The 15,270-nt window shown below is 50.8% G+C and carries 14 protein-coding genes and 2 pseudogenes; 10 read left to right on the top strand and 6 right to left on the bottom strand.

The features are described 5' to 3' along the window. The first annotated feature begins 1 nt into the window (after position 1). The 4 genes from yjiL to FFT88_RS15310 all read left to right on the top strand — a co-directional run bounded on the left by yjiL (position 2) and on the right by FFT88_RS15310 (position 3,178). The gene (yjiL, locus tag FFT88_RS15325) at positions 2-769 is read left to right on the top strand and encodes a putative 2-hydroxyacyl-CoA dehydratase activator YjiL (RefSeq protein WP_135404024.1); all 768 of its coding nucleotides are present in this window, start codon (positions 2-4) and stop codon (positions 767-769) included. Then, complete coding sequence (locus tag FFT88_RS15320) at positions 766-1,023, top strand: DUF3343 domain-containing protein (protein ID WP_135404023.1); 258 nt, start codon at positions 766-768, stop codon at positions 1,021-1,023. Before yjiL ends, FFT88_RS15320 begins: the two co-directional genes overlap by 4 nt. 75 nt (positions 1,024-1,098) lie before the next feature. Continuing rightward, positions 1,099-1,938, top strand: coding sequence for a YjiK family protein (locus FFT88_RS15315; RefSeq protein ID WP_135404022.1), 840 nt, complete (start codon positions 1,099-1,101; stop codon positions 1,936-1,938). A gap of 76 nt (positions 1,939-2,014) precedes the next feature. Next, positions 2,015-3,178 (top strand): MFS transporter, encoded by a 1,164-nt coding sequence (locus tag FFT88_RS15310; protein ID WP_135404021.1) that lies wholly within the window; start codon positions 2,015-2,017, stop codon positions 3,176-3,178. Between the two features lie 27 nt (positions 3,179-3,205). Here the strand turns inward: FFT88_RS15310 and kptA are convergent, their stop codons facing one another. Further along, entirely contained in the window at positions 3,206-3,760 is a 555-nt protein-coding gene (gene kptA / locus FFT88_RS15305; protein WP_135404020.1) for an RNA 2'-phosphotransferase, read from the bottom strand. A 250-nt stretch (positions 3,761-4,010) separates the two neighbouring features. Here kptA and FFT88_RS15300 point away from each other — a divergent pair, with 250 nt between their 5' ends. From FFT88_RS15300 to FFT88_RS15280, 5 genes and pseudogenes are all read left to right on the top strand, one after another. Continuing rightward, positions 4,011-4,694 carry a nucleoside recognition domain-containing protein gene (locus FFT88_RS15300; RefSeq protein ID WP_135404019.1) on the top strand — a complete coding sequence of 228 codons (684 nt, stop codon included), beginning with the start codon at positions 4,011-4,013 and terminating at the stop codon, positions 4,692-4,694. Further along, positions 4,691-5,152, top strand: coding sequence for a YjiG family protein (locus FFT88_RS15295; RefSeq protein ID WP_000211971.1), 462 nt, complete (start codon positions 4,691-4,693; stop codon positions 5,150-5,152). The genes FFT88_RS15300 and FFT88_RS15295 overlap by 4 nt, the downstream gene beginning before the upstream one ends. Before the next feature lie 12 nt (positions 5,153-5,164). Then, positions 5,165-6,337 carry a beta-aspartyl-peptidase gene (gene iadA, locus FFT88_RS15290; RefSeq protein WP_135404018.1) on the top strand — a complete coding sequence of 391 codons (1,173 nt, stop codon included), beginning with the start codon at positions 5,165-5,167 and terminating at the stop codon, positions 6,335-6,337. A gap of 64 nt (positions 6,338-6,401) precedes the next feature. Further along, positions 6,402-7,313 (top strand): hypochlorite stress DNA-binding transcriptional regulator HypT, encoded by a 912-nt coding sequence (gene hypT / locus FFT88_RS15285; protein ID WP_135404017.1) that lies wholly within the window; start codon positions 6,402-6,404, stop codon positions 7,311-7,313. 6 nt (positions 7,314-7,319) lie between these two features. Next, positions 7,320-7,691: pseudogene (locus FFT88_RS15280) on the top strand (putative PEP-binding protein); the annotation flags it as partial. A gap of 47 nt (positions 7,692-7,738) precedes the next feature. On the opposite strand, the gene iraD reads toward FFT88_RS15280, so the two are convergent. The 4 genes from iraD to uxuA form a co-directional block, all read right to left on the bottom strand. Beyond that, the gene (gene iraD / locus FFT88_RS15275; protein ID WP_033555723.1) at positions 7,739-8,122 is read right to left on the bottom strand and encodes an anti-adapter protein IraD; all 384 of its coding nucleotides are present in this window, start codon (positions 8,120-8,122) and stop codon (positions 7,739-7,741) included. A 413-nt stretch (positions 8,123-8,535) separates the two neighbouring features. Beyond that, positions 8,536-9,309, bottom strand: coding sequence for a Uxu operon transcriptional regulator (gene uxuR / locus FFT88_RS15270; protein ID WP_130216613.1), 774 nt, complete (start codon positions 9,307-9,309; stop codon positions 8,536-8,538). A gap of 268 nt (positions 9,310-9,577) precedes the next feature. Then, positions 9,578-11,038 carry a fructuronate reductase gene (locus tag FFT88_RS15265; RefSeq protein ID WP_023486721.1) on the bottom strand — a complete coding sequence of 487 codons (1,461 nt, stop codon included), beginning with the start codon at positions 11,036-11,038 and terminating at the stop codon, positions 9,578-9,580. 80 nt (positions 11,039-11,118) lie between these two features. Further along, positions 11,119-12,303 carry a mannonate dehydratase gene (uxuA, locus tag FFT88_RS15260; protein ID WP_000438591.1) on the bottom strand — a complete coding sequence of 395 codons (1,185 nt, stop codon included), beginning with the start codon at positions 12,301-12,303 and terminating at the stop codon, positions 11,119-11,121. A 458-nt stretch (positions 12,304-12,761) separates the two neighbouring features. Here uxuA and FFT88_RS15255 point away from each other — a divergent pair, with 458 nt between their 5' ends. Beyond that, positions 12,762-13,868 carry an N-acetylneuraminate epimerase gene (locus tag FFT88_RS15255; RefSeq protein ID WP_135404016.1) on the top strand — a complete coding sequence of 369 codons (1,107 nt, stop codon included), beginning with the start codon at positions 12,762-12,764 and terminating at the stop codon, positions 13,866-13,868. 36 nt (positions 13,869-13,904) lie between these two features. Here the strand turns inward: FFT88_RS15255 and FFT88_RS15250 are convergent. Continuing rightward, positions 13,905-15,072, bottom strand: a pseudogene (locus FFT88_RS15250) (IS3 family transposase). Positions 15,073-15,270: the final 198 nt, after the last annotated feature.

Raw genomic sequence — 15,270 nt, 5'->3', positions numbered from 1 at the left:
GGTGACATATTCGATTGGCATTGATTCTGGTTCTACCGCCACCAAAGGGATCTTACTGGCAGACGGCGTGATTACGCGCCGTTTCCTTGCTCCTACGCCATTTCGTCCGGCAACGGCAATTACTGAAGCCTGGGAAACTCTGCGTGAAGGGTTAGAGACAGTGCCGTTTCTGACGCTGACCGGTTACGGGCGGCAACTGGTGGATTTTGCCGATAAACAGGTGACGGAAATCTCCTGCCACGGGCTGGGCGCACGCTTTCTTGCGCCAGCAACGCGCGCGGTGATCGACATCGGCGGTCAGGACAGCAAAGTCATTCAGCTTGATGCCGACGGTAACCTGTGCGACTTCCTGATGAATGACAAATGCGCGGCAGGCACCGGGCGTTTTCTGGAAGTCATTTCCCGCACATTGGGCGCCAGCGTCGAGGAACTCGACAGCATCACCGAAAATGTACCACCGCACGCCATCAGCAGCATGTGTACTGTGTTTGCCGAATCGGAAGTGATCAGTCTGCGTTCTGCGGGCGTACCAGCGGAATCGATTCTCGCCGGAGTGATTAACGCTATGGCGCGGCGCAGCGCCAATTTCATTGGCCGCCTCTCTTGTGAAGCGCCGATTCTGTTCACTGGCGGCGTGAGTCACTGTCAGAGGTTTACCCACATGCTGGAAAGCCATCTGGGAATGCCGGTACAAACTCACCCTGATGCGCAATTCGCTGGCGCAATTGGCGCGGCGGTGATTGGTCAGCGGCAGAGAAAACGCACATGAAAGAGTATCTGTTTTTATTTCACTCAACCGTCGGCGTTGTACAAACTCGTAAGGCGTTACAGGCAGCAGGGATGACTTTTCGCGTCGCCGATATTCCCCGAGAGTTACGCGGCGGCTGTGGGTTATGCATCTGGCTGACCTGTCTTCCTGGCGAAGAAACACAATGGGTAATCCCCGGTTATACGGAATCAGTTTATTGCCAGCAGGATGGTGGCTGGCGCTGCATTGCGCATTACGGGGTTTCTCCGCGTTAAGGATTCATTAAGATCGCTACGTATACTTCTCGATATCTTATTGATTTGCCTTAAAGGGATTACCGTGACAAAAGTATTTCGTTAAGTAAACGCATCTCCGTTATTGTGATTCTTTTTGCCATTGTGGCAGTGTGTACTTTCTTCGTGCAATCTTGCGCCCGTAAAAGCAATCATGCAGCATCATTTCAGAATTACCACGCCACCATTGATGGCAAAGAAATTGCAGGCGTAACGAATAATATCTCCTCGCTGACCTGGTCGGCACAGAGCAATACCCTGTTTAGCACTATCAACAAACCTGCCGCCATTGTTGAAATGACCACCAATGGCGATTTGATCCGCACTATTCCTCTGGATTTTGTTAAAGATCTCGAGACGATCGAATACATTGGCGATAATCAGTTTGTCATTAGCGATGAGCGCGATTATGCCATTTATGTGATTTCACTAACCCCAAACTCGGAAGTAAAAATCCTCAAAAAAATAAAAATCCCGCTGCAGGAATCCCCAACCAATTGCGGTTTTGAAGGGTTAGCCTACTCTCGCCAGGATCACACTTTCTGGTTTTTTAAAGAGAAAAACCCGATTGAGGTCTACAAAGTTAACGGGCTGTTAAGTAGCAATGAATTGCACATCAGCAAAGACAAGGCACTACAACGGCAATTTACTTTAGATGATGTGTCCGGCGCAGAATTTAACCAACAAAAAAATACGCTTCTGGTGCTGTCTCATGAATCACGCGCACTCCAGGAAGTAACGCTGGCTGGCGAGGTTATCGGTGAAATGTCACTAACCAAAGGCAGTCGAGGTTTGTCGCATAACATCAAACAGGCCGAAGGGGTTGCGATGGATGCCTCTGGTAATATTTATATCGTTAGCGAACCAAATCATTTTTATCGCTTTACCCCTAAATAATCACATTAGCAGGCTGGCATGTTTCACTTTTTTGTTATTAACTTGTTAATTGCAAAAAATACAAACAAGGTTAAACATGCCCCCGTCCTCGCATCCCGTAGAACGCTTTTCTTTCAGCACCGCGCTTTTCGGGATGCTGGTTCTGACCTTAGGTATGGGATTAGGTCGCTTCCTTTATACACCTATGTTGCCCGTCATGATGGCGGAAGGGGCGTTTTCATTTAGCCAGCTCTCGTGGATTGCCAGCGGCAACTACGCGGGGTATCTGGCTGGCAGTCTGCTATTTTCGTTTGGCGCATTTCACCAGCCGTCGCGCCTGCGCCTATTTCTGTTGGCTTCTGCCCTGGCGAGCGGATTGTTGATCCTCGCAATGGCATGGTTGCCGTCGTTTTTTCTGGTGTTATTGATTCGCTTCCTGGCGGGTGTCGCCAGCGCCGGAATGCTGATTTTTGGTTCGACGCTGATTATGCAGCACACGCGCCATCCTTTTGTGCTGGCAGCTTTGTTTTCTGGCGTTGGCATTGGCATCGCACTGGGCAATGAATATGTTCTGGCTGGCCTGCATTTTGCCCTCTCCTCGCAAACGTTATGGCAAGGCGCCGGGGCGCTTTCTGGCATGATGCTGATTGCACTTACGCTTTTAATGCCCTCGAAAAAACACGCCATCGCACCAACGCCATTGGCAAAAACGGAGCAACAGATAATGAGCTGGTGGTTACTGGCTATTCTGTACGGCCTGGCGGGATTTGGTTATATCATCGTCGCGACTTACCTGCCGCTCATGGCGAAAGATGCAGGCTCGCCATTGTTAACCGCCCATCTCTGGACGTTAGTCGGCTTATCAATTGTGCCTGGTTGCTTTGGCTGGCTATGGGCAGCCAAACGTTGGGGGGCTTTACCCTGCCTGACGGCGAATTTACTGGTGCAGGCTATCTGTGTGCTGCTTACTCTCGCCAGCAACTCGCCTCTCTTGCTTATCATCAGTAGTATCGGTTTTGGCGGTACCTTTATGGGCACGACATCTCTGGTGATGACTATCGCCCGCCAACTGAGCGTACCGGGAAATCTCAATCTTTTAGGCTTTGTGACGCTCATTTACGGCATTGGGCAAATCCTCGGCCCGGCGCTGACCAGTATGCTCGGCAATGGAACATCGGCGCTTGCCAGCGCCACTCTCTGCGGCGCGGCGGCGTTGTTTATTGCTGCGCTTATCAGCACAGTGCAATTATTTAAGCGATAAGTGGTCGCTTCATAAGGGCAGTTTCCCTTACCACTCAAGAAACTCAACCGCAATCGTTGATGTCAGCCAGACCCCGTTTTCCGCTTGCCAGAAAGGGATCCCTCGTTTCGCCATTTCCTGTGCTTTGACGGTTAAGATAACCGGCGAACCGTGTCTTGCCCCGACTTTGCGGGCCGTTGCTTCATCAGCAGAGAGATGCACATGATGACGCTCCCCTGCAATCAGCCCCTGTTTTTTTATCGCCTCAAGAAAACGGCTTGCCGTACCGTGGTAGAGAAATTGTGGCGGTGTTTTTTCGATGAAGGCAATGGCGACCTGCGAAGTCGAATGCCCCTGAACGGCGCGAATACACGTACCATCACTGGAATAACTAAAGCGCTTCTTATCGCTGGTGGCGACCACAGTATCCAGTAATGCGCGGGTTAACCGCTTGCCCGCTTTTTGTGCACAGAGTATGAGCTTATCGATATCCGCCCATCCTTCACGGTCCAGCACGATGCCAATCGCCTCCGGTTTATGTCGGAGGACAAAACTTAAAAACTTGCTCGTCTCTGCCAGCTCTTTGTCGTTGTATTTTGCCATTTTGCATTCGTCCTTGTATTCGCCGCCTTTACTCACTAACCGTTATTGTCACTGTGTTTATGAATTTTCTGCAACTCAATCCTTACAGGAAGGTTCTCCTCGCAGCGTAATTTTTCCACTATGCAAAAAACGCATAGCCAGAAACATACTTGCATTTTCCCCATACCCACATGGCTGATAAGGTTTTTCAGCTCCAGGAATTTTCCTGGTAGTCACAACACACATACACAAAAAAACAATGGGGATTGTTATGACACAACAAGGGGATGCTGTAGCTGGGGAGCTGGCGACAGAAAAAGTGGGTGTTAAAGGGTATCTGGCCTTTTTTCTCACGATTATCTTTTTTTCCGGAGTTTTTTCCGGGACAGACAGTTGGTGGCGCGTTTTTGACTTTTCCGTTCTGAACGGAACGTTTGGGCAACTGCCTGGTGCGAATGGAGCTACCACCTCGTTTCGCGGCGCAGGTGGCACAGGAGCTAAAGATGGCTTTCTCTTCGCGCTGGAACTGGCACCGTCAGTGATTCTCTCGCTGGGAATTATCTCGATTACTGATGGTCTTGGCGGATTGCGCGCCGCGCAGCAGTTAATGACGCCCGTGCTAAAACCGTTGTTGGGCATTCCAGGCATCTGTTCACTGGCGCTCATCGCCAATCTGCAAAACACCGATGCCGCCGCTGGTATGACTAAAGAACTGGCGCAGGAAGGGGAAATTACCGAGCGCGATAAAGTGATTTTCGCCGCTTATCAAACCAGCGGTAGCGCCATCATCACCAACTATTTCTCTTCTGGCGTCGCCGTATTTGCCTTTCTGGGGACGTCCGTAATCGTACCTTTAGCTGTCATCCTGGTGTTTAAATTTGTCGGTGCCAACATTTTGCGCGTCTGGCTTAACTTCGAAGAACGTCGCAACCCAACGCAAGGAGCGCAAGCATGACAACTCAGGTCCGCAAAAATGTCATGGATATGTTTATCGATGGCGCACGCCGTGGCTTTACTATCGCCACCACCAACCTGCTGCCGAACGTGGTGATGGCATTTGTCATTATTCAGGCACTGAAAATTACTGGTCTGCTCGACTGGGTGGGACATATCTGTGAACCGGTGATGGCGTTGTGGGGATTGCCCGGCGAAGCGGCAACTGTCCTTTTAGCCGCATTGATGAGTATGGGCGGCGCAGTCGGCGTTGCCGCCAGCCTGGCGACCGCTGGCGCATTAACCGGCCACGATGTCACGGTATTACTTCCCGCGATGTATTTAATGGGCAACCCGGTGCAAAATGTTGGTCGCTGCCTGGGAACAGCCGAAGTGAATGCCAAATATTACCCGCATATCATTACGGTCTGCGTGATTAACGCATTGCTGTCGATCTGGGTTATGCAGCTTATTGTTTAACAAGGAGTTACCATGATTGATTATTCCGCAGCCGGTTTTACCCTGTTGCAGGGAGCGCATTTGTATGCGCCCGAAGATCGGGGAATTTGCGATGTCCTCGTCGCTAACGGCAAGATTATTGCCGTTGCCAGCAACATCCCTTCTGACATCGTACCGGACTGCACGGTTGTCGATCTCAGCGGGCAGATCCTCTGCCCAGGTTTTATTGATCAACACGTCCATTTAATTGGCGGCGGCGGCGAAGCTGGCCCTACCACACGTACGCCGGAAGTGGCATTAAGTCGTCTGACAGAAGCGGGCGTCACGTCAGTGGTTGGTCTGCTCGGCACCGACTCTATCTCTCGCCACCCGGAATCCTTACTCGCCAAGACTCGTGCGCTCAATGAAGAAGGCATCAGCGCCTGGATGCTGACCGGTGCTTATCATGTGCCTTCCCGTACCATTACAGGCTCGGTGGAAAAAGATGTGGCGATTATCGATCGCGTGATTGGCGTGAAATGCGCCATCTCTGACCACCGTTCTGCCGCGCCGGACGTTTATCACCTGGCCAATATGGCGGCGGAATCCCGCGTTGGAGGTTTGCTCGGCGGTAAACCTGGCGTCACCGTGTTCCACATGGGCGACAGCAAAAAGGCGTTACAGCCCATCTATGACCTTCTTGAGAACTGCGACGTACCCATCAGCAAGTTGCTGCCGACCCACGTTAACCGCAACGTTCCGTTGTTTGAGCAGGCGCTGGAGTTCGCGCGCAAAGGCGGCACCATCGATATCACCAGCAGCATTGACGAACCGGTCGCCCCTGCCGAAGGTATTGCCCGCGCCGTTCAGGCGGGTATTCCGCTGGCTCGCGTTACCCTTAGCTCCGACGGCAACGGCAGTCAGCCGTTCTTTGACGATGAAGGGAATTTAACGCATATCGGTGTTGCGGGTTTTGAGACGTTGCTGGAAACGGTGCAAGTGTTGGTCAAAGACTATAGCTTCAGCCTTAGCGATGCCCTGCGTCCACTCACCAGCAGCGTCGCTGGTTTCCTCAACCTGACCGGGAAAGGCGAAATTCTGCCAGGCAATGATGCAGATCTGTTAGTGATGACACCGCAGTTGCGTATTGAGCAGGTATACGCTCGCGGCAAACTGATGGTCAAAGACGGCAAAGCGTGTGTGAAAGGAACGTTTGAAACTGCATAAGCAGTTGTCAGCCGCCCGAATGGACGTAGAATGCCCGCAAGGGCGGCTGACAGAGTAAAACGCAATGGATGACAATGGTTCGGTCTTGCATAATATTGAAACCAAATGGCTTTACGATTTTTTAACGCTGGAAAAATGCCGTAACTTTTCCCAGGCGGCAGTCAGTCGCAACGTCTCACAACCGGCATTCAGCCGCCGGATACGCGCGCTGGAACAGGCGATTGGCGTTGAGTTATTTAATCGCCAGGTAACGCCGCTACAACTCTCGGAACAAGGGAAAATATTCCATTCGCAGATCCGTCATCTGTTGCAACAGTTAGAGAGCAACCTTGCAGAACTCCGTGGTGGCAGCGATTACGCGCAACGCAAAATTAAAATAGCCGCTGCACACTCTCTTTCCCTCGGGCTGTTACCGTCCATTATCAGCCAGATGCCACCGCTCTTTACCTGGGCGATTGAAGCTATTGATGTCGATGAAGCGGTCGATAAACTGCGCGAAGGGCAAAGTGATTGTATTTTTTCTTTTCACGACGAAGACTTACTGGAAGCGCCGTTCGACCACATTCGGTTGTTTGAATCTCGTCTGTTCCCCGTCTGCGCCGTTAACGAACTGGGGGAAGCGCTTTTTAGCCTCGCGCAGCCGCACTTTCCTCTACTCAACTACAGTCGTAATTCCTACATGGGGCGATTGATTAACCGCACCCTGACGCGCCACGGCGAGTTAAGTTTCAGCACCTTTTTCGTGTCTTCAATGAGCGAGTTATTAAAGCAGGTTGCCCTCGACGGCTGTGGGATTGCCTGGCTACCGGAGTACGCCATACAACAAGAAATTCGCAGCGGGCAGCTCATTGTCCTGAATCGAGACGAATTAGTTATCCCGATTCAGGCCTACGCATACCGGATGAACACACGGATGAATCCCGTTGCAGAGCGTTTCTGGCGTGAACTGCGCGAGCTGGAGATTGAACCTGGCTGAAAGTTTTCTGCAGAAAATCTTCCGGCGCTGGGAATTATGATTGAGGTTCCTGCCGCAGTCATGATTGCAGACAAATTAGCCAGTGAAGTCGATTTCTTTTCCATCGGCACCAACGATCTGACGCAATATATTATGGCGGCAGACAGAGGAAATAGTACCGTCGCGGAACTGGTCGATTATCGTAATGACGCGGTGATTAACGCTATTGCTATGGTGTGTCAGGCCGGACGTAATAATGAAATTCCGGTCAGTATGTGCGGCGAAATGGCTGGAGATACCCAGCAAACAGCACGACTGCTCACTATGGGGATTGATAAGCTCAGTGCCAGTCCATCCCGGCTTCCGGCCTTGAAAGCAGCAATCAGAACCTCCCACTAATTGTGACCTAACGCGATACGTCTTGCGCGTATCGCGTTTCCCGTCATTTACTGCGGCATCGTGCGATGCCAGCTCCCCTTCTGCCAGACCAGGTCAAACGTTAGCGGCTCATCATCGTGGTACAGCATCATCTCCAGACTAATGACCAACTCGTGGCAATAGACTGCTTTCAGATTGACCTGCAATGCCGCAATACGTGGCTCATGAAATAAAAGCGCGGAACGTAACTGGCGGCAATACCAACTCTGGAGAAGCTTGTCGCTCTGATTATGCCCTTGCCACTCAGGCATGCCTGAAACAAGTAATATTGGTAGCGGTGAATGGGGAGAACTAAAAAGTTGAAAGAGATCCCGGCATACGGAATCACGCAGCGATAACGTATTGTTCCCTGTACTTTCAGGTAATACCGTCTGAACTGATTGGCGCATCATTTTGCGCACTCCTGACGTTTAGTGGCATCTGTATCCTGCCCTGGCTGCTGGACACCACTGGGTTGATGCTCATATTCCATAATCATTCCTTTATGCTCATTGCGTCCCTGGCACTTTCATAAGGGATTTATAAGATCCGCCAAAGATAAAACACTGTACAGAAAAGAATATCCACTGACTTTTTATTTAAAAAGGTATCATTTGACAAAAGTCATTAAACATAACGGAAATACGTTAACATATTCTGATTATTCCGAATAATTTCTCAGCGTTAAACTGATATATAATTATTCCAAAACAATATATCGTACGTAATGATTAAATTACGCATAATATATTCTGCAGAACATAATTAATTATTCAGGGAACATACATAGTGCAAAGCGGTTCAACTTTGCACCAGAAATGAGGGATCAGGCGTCCACTTTATCCAACGGCCAAGAATCAAACAGATAACCATCGAAATAGATGTCATCAACATTAGAGAACTCCAGCAAGCGCTGCTTCACATTCTCCAGATGCTGCCACATCGCCAGTTTTGCCGCGCGGGCATCTTTTTTGATTAACGCAGCCAGAATCTGTTTGTGATCGTCTAACCACTCTTTGCGATACAAGCTGTCATCGAGATGGCTGTGCAACTGGATCCACATTGGATTATTTTCCCGCCACTCCCAGGACTGACGGAACAACTCTACCAGCATGCTGTTATGCGTCGCTTCGGCAATGGCGAGATGGAACTGCATGTCGCCGCTTTCGCTGCTGCCCGGCGCACTGGAGGCCAGTTCACGCTCTTCCAGTTGCAATGCCTGACGCATTTTAACGATGTCTTCGCGGGTAGCCTGCAAAGCGGCAAACTCGGCGATGTTACTTTCCAGCAACTGGCGCGCCTGTAACAATTCAAAAGGACCGGCGTCATTGCAGACGTTGGCCTCTGCGCTCTCTGCATTATGGCTGGGTAAACTGTCAAGAACATAAATACCGGCACCACGTCGTACTTCTACCAGTCCTTTGATCTCCAGCATGATCAGTGCCTCACGCACCACCGTGCGGGTGACATCCAGCATTTCTGCGATTTCACGTTCCGGCGGTAGCCGTTCGCCAGGATTGTACGGCGTCTTAAGGATCAGATCGCGGATCATCGCCCCAACTTCCTGGTAAGGTCTTTGCGCAGAGGTGGCAGATTTCATGATGTTGTGTCCGTTAGATGCGATTAATCAAATTATTGCCGGATGCGGCGTGAACGCCTTATTCGGCCTACAAAGAGTGCGTATTCAATAAATTGCGATTGATCCGTAGGCCCGACAGGCTTGCTTACCGGGCAATTTTACGTTGACCGTTAATTTCAAACTATACCATTAGCACTGGAAGTTGGCACGTACAGGTGGGCAAAAAACGAAAACTGGTCAACCAAATATGTTTTTGATTGACCAGTAAGTCTGTAGGGTAATCAGTCAGTTACAGTGCAGCCACACACTCACGCGCGCCGCGCTCGCACAGCTGCTGATATGCCGCAGTCACCGCGCCAACAAAGTCTGCATTTTGCGGCAGATCATCGGCAAAGATACCGCTCAGGCCCAGCAACGCTTTCACGCGGTCTGCGCCCTGATACTGCGCATTGATCTTCTGGAACTCGGCCAGCATCGGGTCTACCACGTCAATGACATTACCCTGCTCATCCACGCCCTGGGTGTAACGCATCCAGCCCGCTACGCCAAGCGCCAGGTGACGCCAGCTACCGCCGTTTTGCAGGTGCAAACGCACCGGGTCCAGCAAACGCTGCGGTAACTTCTGGCTGCCGTCCATCGCAATCTGCCAGGTACGGTGACGCAGAGACGGGTTGCTGAAACGCTCGATCAGCAGCGTCGCATAGGCGTTCAGATCAGTCCCTTCCGGCATCGACAGCGTTGGTGCTTGTTCCTGCATCATCAGGGCAAAGGCCGCTTTGCGATAATCCGGGTTAGTCATGGTATCGGCAATGGTTTCATAGCCGCCGAGGTAACCGAGGTATGCCAGGAAAGAGTGGCTGCCGTTAAGCATACGCAGTTTCATCATTTCGAACGGCACAACATCGGCAACAAACTGCGCGCCGACTTTATCCCAGTCCGGACGACCATTAACGAAGTTATCTTCAATTACCCACTGACGGAATGGTTCGCAGGCAATGGCGCACGGGTCATAAACGCCCAGCTGGTCAGCAATTTCCTGCAAAGTTTCTGGGGTAGCCGCCGGAACGATGCGGTCAACCATGGTGCACGGGAAGGTGACGTTCTCTTCAATCCATGCCGCCAGCTGCGGATCGCGCGCCTGAGCCAGCCCCAGAACCGCAACCTTCGCCACATGACCGTTTTCACGTACGTTGTCGCAGGACATCACCGTGAACGCTTTCAGCCCTTTTTCACGACGCAGGCGCAGGGCTTCTACGATGTAACCAATCGCGGACTTCGGCGCAGTCGGGTTTTCCAGATCGTGCTTGATCAGCGGGTTATTGAGATCCAGCTGACCGCTCGCCGCATCAGCGCAGTAGCCTTTTTCCGTGACCGTCAGGGAGACAATCGCCGTTTGCGGACGCGCCATCGCGTTGAGAATACCTTCGCAACCGTCGATTTCCGGATGCAGGGCTTCTTTCATCGAACCGATAATTTTCAGTTCGGTGCTTTCCGCGCCTTTTTCCGCCACGGTGTACAGCAGTTGCTGTTTTTTCAGGTTTTCGATCAGCACGCGGTCGTTGCCTGGCATCAGGTTAACTTCGCAGATACCCCAATCGCTGTCGGTGCTTTCCAGCAGGTGATGGGTATACAACGCCTGGTGCGCGCGGTGAAACGCCCCGCAACCGAGATGCACAATGCGTGATTCCAGACGAGAATGATCCCATGACGGGCGGGCAACCGGCAGATTGCTGTCAACAATAGTAGTCATCGTAAACTCCAGAATCCGTCTTCAGAGAGTGACGGCAAGGAAGAAGGAACCGGCACGGCGCGCAGCCATGCCGGTGGATATTAACGGCTAAAGAAAGCGCGCTGGATCGCCAGTTCGACACCGCGAACTTCGGCCAGGCCTTTCAGACGACCAATTGCGGAGTAACCAGGGTTGGTTTTCTTCTTCAGGTCGTCCAGCATCTGATGACCGTGGTCCGGACGCATCGGGATCAGGTCTTCTTTGCCTTCCGCTTTACGACGGTGTTCTTCTTCAACAATCGCTTTCACCACTTCGTACATATCAACGTCACCGTTCAGGTGCGCCGCTTCGTGGAAGGTTTTCGGGTTATCTTCACGCATGGTGGAGCGCAGATGGGTGAAGTAAATACGCGGACCGAACTGCTTGATCATATCAACCAGATCGTTGTCAGCACGCACGCCGTAGGAACCGGTGCACATAGTGAAACCGTTCGCCATGCTGTTTACGGTATCAACCATCCACTGCATATCTTCAATGGTGGAAACGATACGCGGCAGGCCGAGGATCGGGCGCGGCGGATCGTCCGGGTGAACAGCCATACGCACGCCAACTTCTTCGGCAACTGGAATGATCGCTTTCAGGAAGACGGCAAAGTTTTCGCGCAGCTTCGCTTTGTCGATATCTTTGTACAGCTCCAGGTGCTTACGGAACTGGTCGAGGGTATACCCTTCTTCCGCGCCCGGCAGGCCAGCAATGATGTTACGGGTCAGACGCGCTTTGTCTTCGTCGCTCATGGTGGCAAAGCGAACAGCAGCCTGAGCAATTTCTTCTTCGGTGTAATCCGCTTCCGCGCCTGGACGCTTCAGGATGTGCATTTCGAATGCAGCGAATTCGATCTGGTCGAAGCGCAGAGCTTTGGAGCCGTCTGGCAGCACGTATTCGAGGTCAGTACGGGTCCAGTCGAGCACCGGCATGAAGTTGTAGCACACGGTGCGAATACCGCACTGCGCCAGGTTGCGCAGAGTCTGCTGATAGTTAGCGATCCACTGCTCATAGTTGCCGGTATGGGTTTTGATATCTTCGTGAATTGGCACGCTTTCTACGACAGACCACACCAGGCCTGCATCTTCAACGATAGCCTTGCGTTTGAGGATCTCTTCAACGGACCATACTTCACCGTTCGGGATATGGTGCAGCGCGGTAACCACGCCAGTTGCGCCCGCCTGACGGACATCAGCTAAAGAAACCGGATCGTTAGGGCCGTACCAGCGCCAGGTCTGTTCCATGTTTATTCCTCTTTCACGTAGTGGGTTCAACAGCGAAGAGACGCGGAACCCCGGAGTTGTTTAGGTATCCGAATGAACGACCAGACCGCAGCCGTGGCGTTGCATCGGATGAGATGGCGTATAAGTTCTACCTTTTGGTAATACATGTCAACCTGAAATCTAAAATTGGTTAACCACATCACAAGAAATCTACTCTCCTGCCGGTTGACGCAAATGACAACAAAGGAAGAACGGCAGTTAGTGAGCGGGGGATGTGACATTCATCGCAATAATGGTTGACCAATTTACATAACGTGTCGTCCAACATAACAATGGATTAACCTGCTCTCCCATTGCATAAGTTGTGACCGACACAACAAAACTGATGTTGTTGCAAAGATTGCTATTTAGTTTTGGTATAAAAGGTATACAGGCACATGGTGAAACATTTGAATCCCAGCGAGCAGGAGTAATTCACAATGAAGAGAACAATAACGGCGCTTGCTATCATGATGGCATCATTTGCCGCGAACGCGTCTGTATTACCGGAAATTCCAGTGCCATTTAAAAGTGGTACTGGTGCAATTGATAACGACACTGTCTACATTGGTTTAGGTAGCGCTGGTACGGCATGGTACAAGCTGGATACGCAAGCCAAAGATAAAAAATGGACAGCTCTGGCTGAATTCCCCGGTGGCGCAAGAGATCAATCAACGTCCGCATTTATTGATGGTGATTTGTATGTATTTGGCGGTGTTGGCAAAAACCAACAAGGTTTAACCAGGGTGTTCAACGATGTGTACAAATATAGCCCAGCAACTAATACCTGGATTAAATTGATGTCACACGCGCCGATGGGCATGGCAGGTCATGTGACTTTTGTGCACAACGGCAAGGCTTATGTTACTGGCGGTGTTAACCAGAATATCTTCAATGGCTATTTTGAAGATCTCAAAGAAGCTGGAAAAGATTCAAAAGCTATAGATAAAATCAACGGCCACTATTTTGACAAAAAAGCAGAAGATTATTTCTTCAATAAGTTTCTGTTGTCTTTTGATCCCTCAACACAGCAATGGAGTTACGCTGGCGAATCGCCCTGGTACGGGACGGCTGGTGCGGCGGTTGTGAATAAAGGTGATAAAACCTGGCTTATTAATGGCGAAGCCAAACCAGGATTGCGAACGGATGCCGTATTTGAACTTGATCTTACCGGCAATAACGTAAAATGGAATAAGCTTCCTCCCGTCTCATCACCAGATGGCGTCGCTGGCGGTTTTGCGGGGATAAGCAATGACTTTCTTATATTTGCCGGAGGTGCCGGATTCAAAGGTTCACGGGAAAATTATCAGAACGGTAAGAACTATGCGCATGAAGGCCTGAAAAAATCATATAGTGCTGATATTTATCTGTGGCATAACGGGAAATGGGAGAAATCTGGCGAACTGACGCAAAGTCGGGCCTACGGAGTATCATTGCCCTGGAATAATAGTCTATTGATTATTGGCGGTGAAACTGCGGGGGGTAAAGCTGTGGCAGATTCAGTGTTGCTCTCAGTGAGAGATAATAAAGTTACTGTGCAAAACTAACTTTTCAGGGTATCCATTGCCTGAAAATTGAAGTGGTCAACAAAAACTGGCCACCGCGTTAGAGTTTTTCCAGTATCGATTTTCCGATTCGTGTGGGGGTAACCCACCGTTATATTCGTGCGGTCTTAGTGCGCTGTAATATCCAACGATATAGTCCGTTATGGCGTGAGCTGCCTCGCTGAAGCTTACGTAATCCACCACCGGCATCCACTCGTTCTTCAGACTTCTGAAGAAGCGTTCCATTGAGCTGTTATCCCAGCAGTTTCCGCGCCGGCTCATACTCTGCCTGATCTGGTATCGCCACAGTAACTGCCGGAACTGCCTGCTCGTATAATGACTGCCCTGATCGTTGTGGAACATGACCCCGCCGGGCTTACCACGGGTTTCCCATGCCATTTCCAGCGCTTTCATGGTGAGCCTGCTGTCCGGCGAGAACGACATGGCCCAGCCCACTGGTTTTCTTGCGAACAGGTCGAGAACAACGGCGAGGTACGCCCAGCGCTTACCCGTCCAGATATAGGTCACATCACCGCACCACACCTGATTTGGCTCGGTCACGGCGAACTACCGTTCAAGGTAGTTAGGGATAGCAACATGTTCATGACCACCACGTTTATAGCGGTGAGTCGGCTGCTTACAGCTGACCAGCCCAGCTCTTTCATGAGCCTGCCAGCAAGCCAGCGTCCCATCTGGTAGCCTCTCCGGGTTGCCATTGTGGCGATGTTTCTTGCTCCGGCCGAACCGTGGCTGATGCCATGTAGCTCAAGTACCTGACTGCGTAATACAGCCCGTCTGCCGTCTGGTTTATCAGGACGGTTTTTCCAGTATCTGTAGCGGCTGCGATGAACCCCGAACACATGGCAGAGTGTGAACACTGAATAGTGCGCTCTGAGTTTCCCGATTATCGAGAACTGTTCAGGGAGTCTGACATCAAGAGCGCTGTAGCCTTTTTTAATATTTCATTCTCCATTTCAATGCGTTGTAGCTTTTTCCTCAGCTCACATATTTCGATTTGTTCTGGTGTCATCGGAGAGGCTTTTGGTGTTTTGCCCTGATGCTCATCACGCAGTTGTTTGACCCATCTTGTCATTGTTGAAAGGCCGACATCCATAGCTTTGGCGGCATCTGCCACCGTGTAGTTCTGGTCAACAACCAGTTGAGCGGATTCGCGTTTAAACTCTGCGCTGAAATTTCTTTTTTTCATTGGAGCACCTGTGTTGTTCTGAGGTGAGCATATCACCTCTGTTCAGGTGGCCAAATTCAGTGTGCCACTTCAGTGCTGACAAAACTGCTGGGTGAGTTACAACAGCCATTGCCCCTAGGGAAAAGAGAGTGTTCTGCAGAACACACCGTATCTGTACGAGTGTATTAAGTATAAAGCTAATTAGCGGGTATATCTGAA

The organism is Escherichia sp. E4930, assembly GCF_005845405.1.
In the GTDB taxonomy this organism is placed as follows: Bacteria; Pseudomonadota; Gammaproteobacteria; order Enterobacterales; family Enterobacteriaceae; genus Escherichia.
The sequence above is the reverse complement of the archived record's forward strand: the minus strand, read 5'-3'. Positions and strand labels throughout refer to the sequence as shown.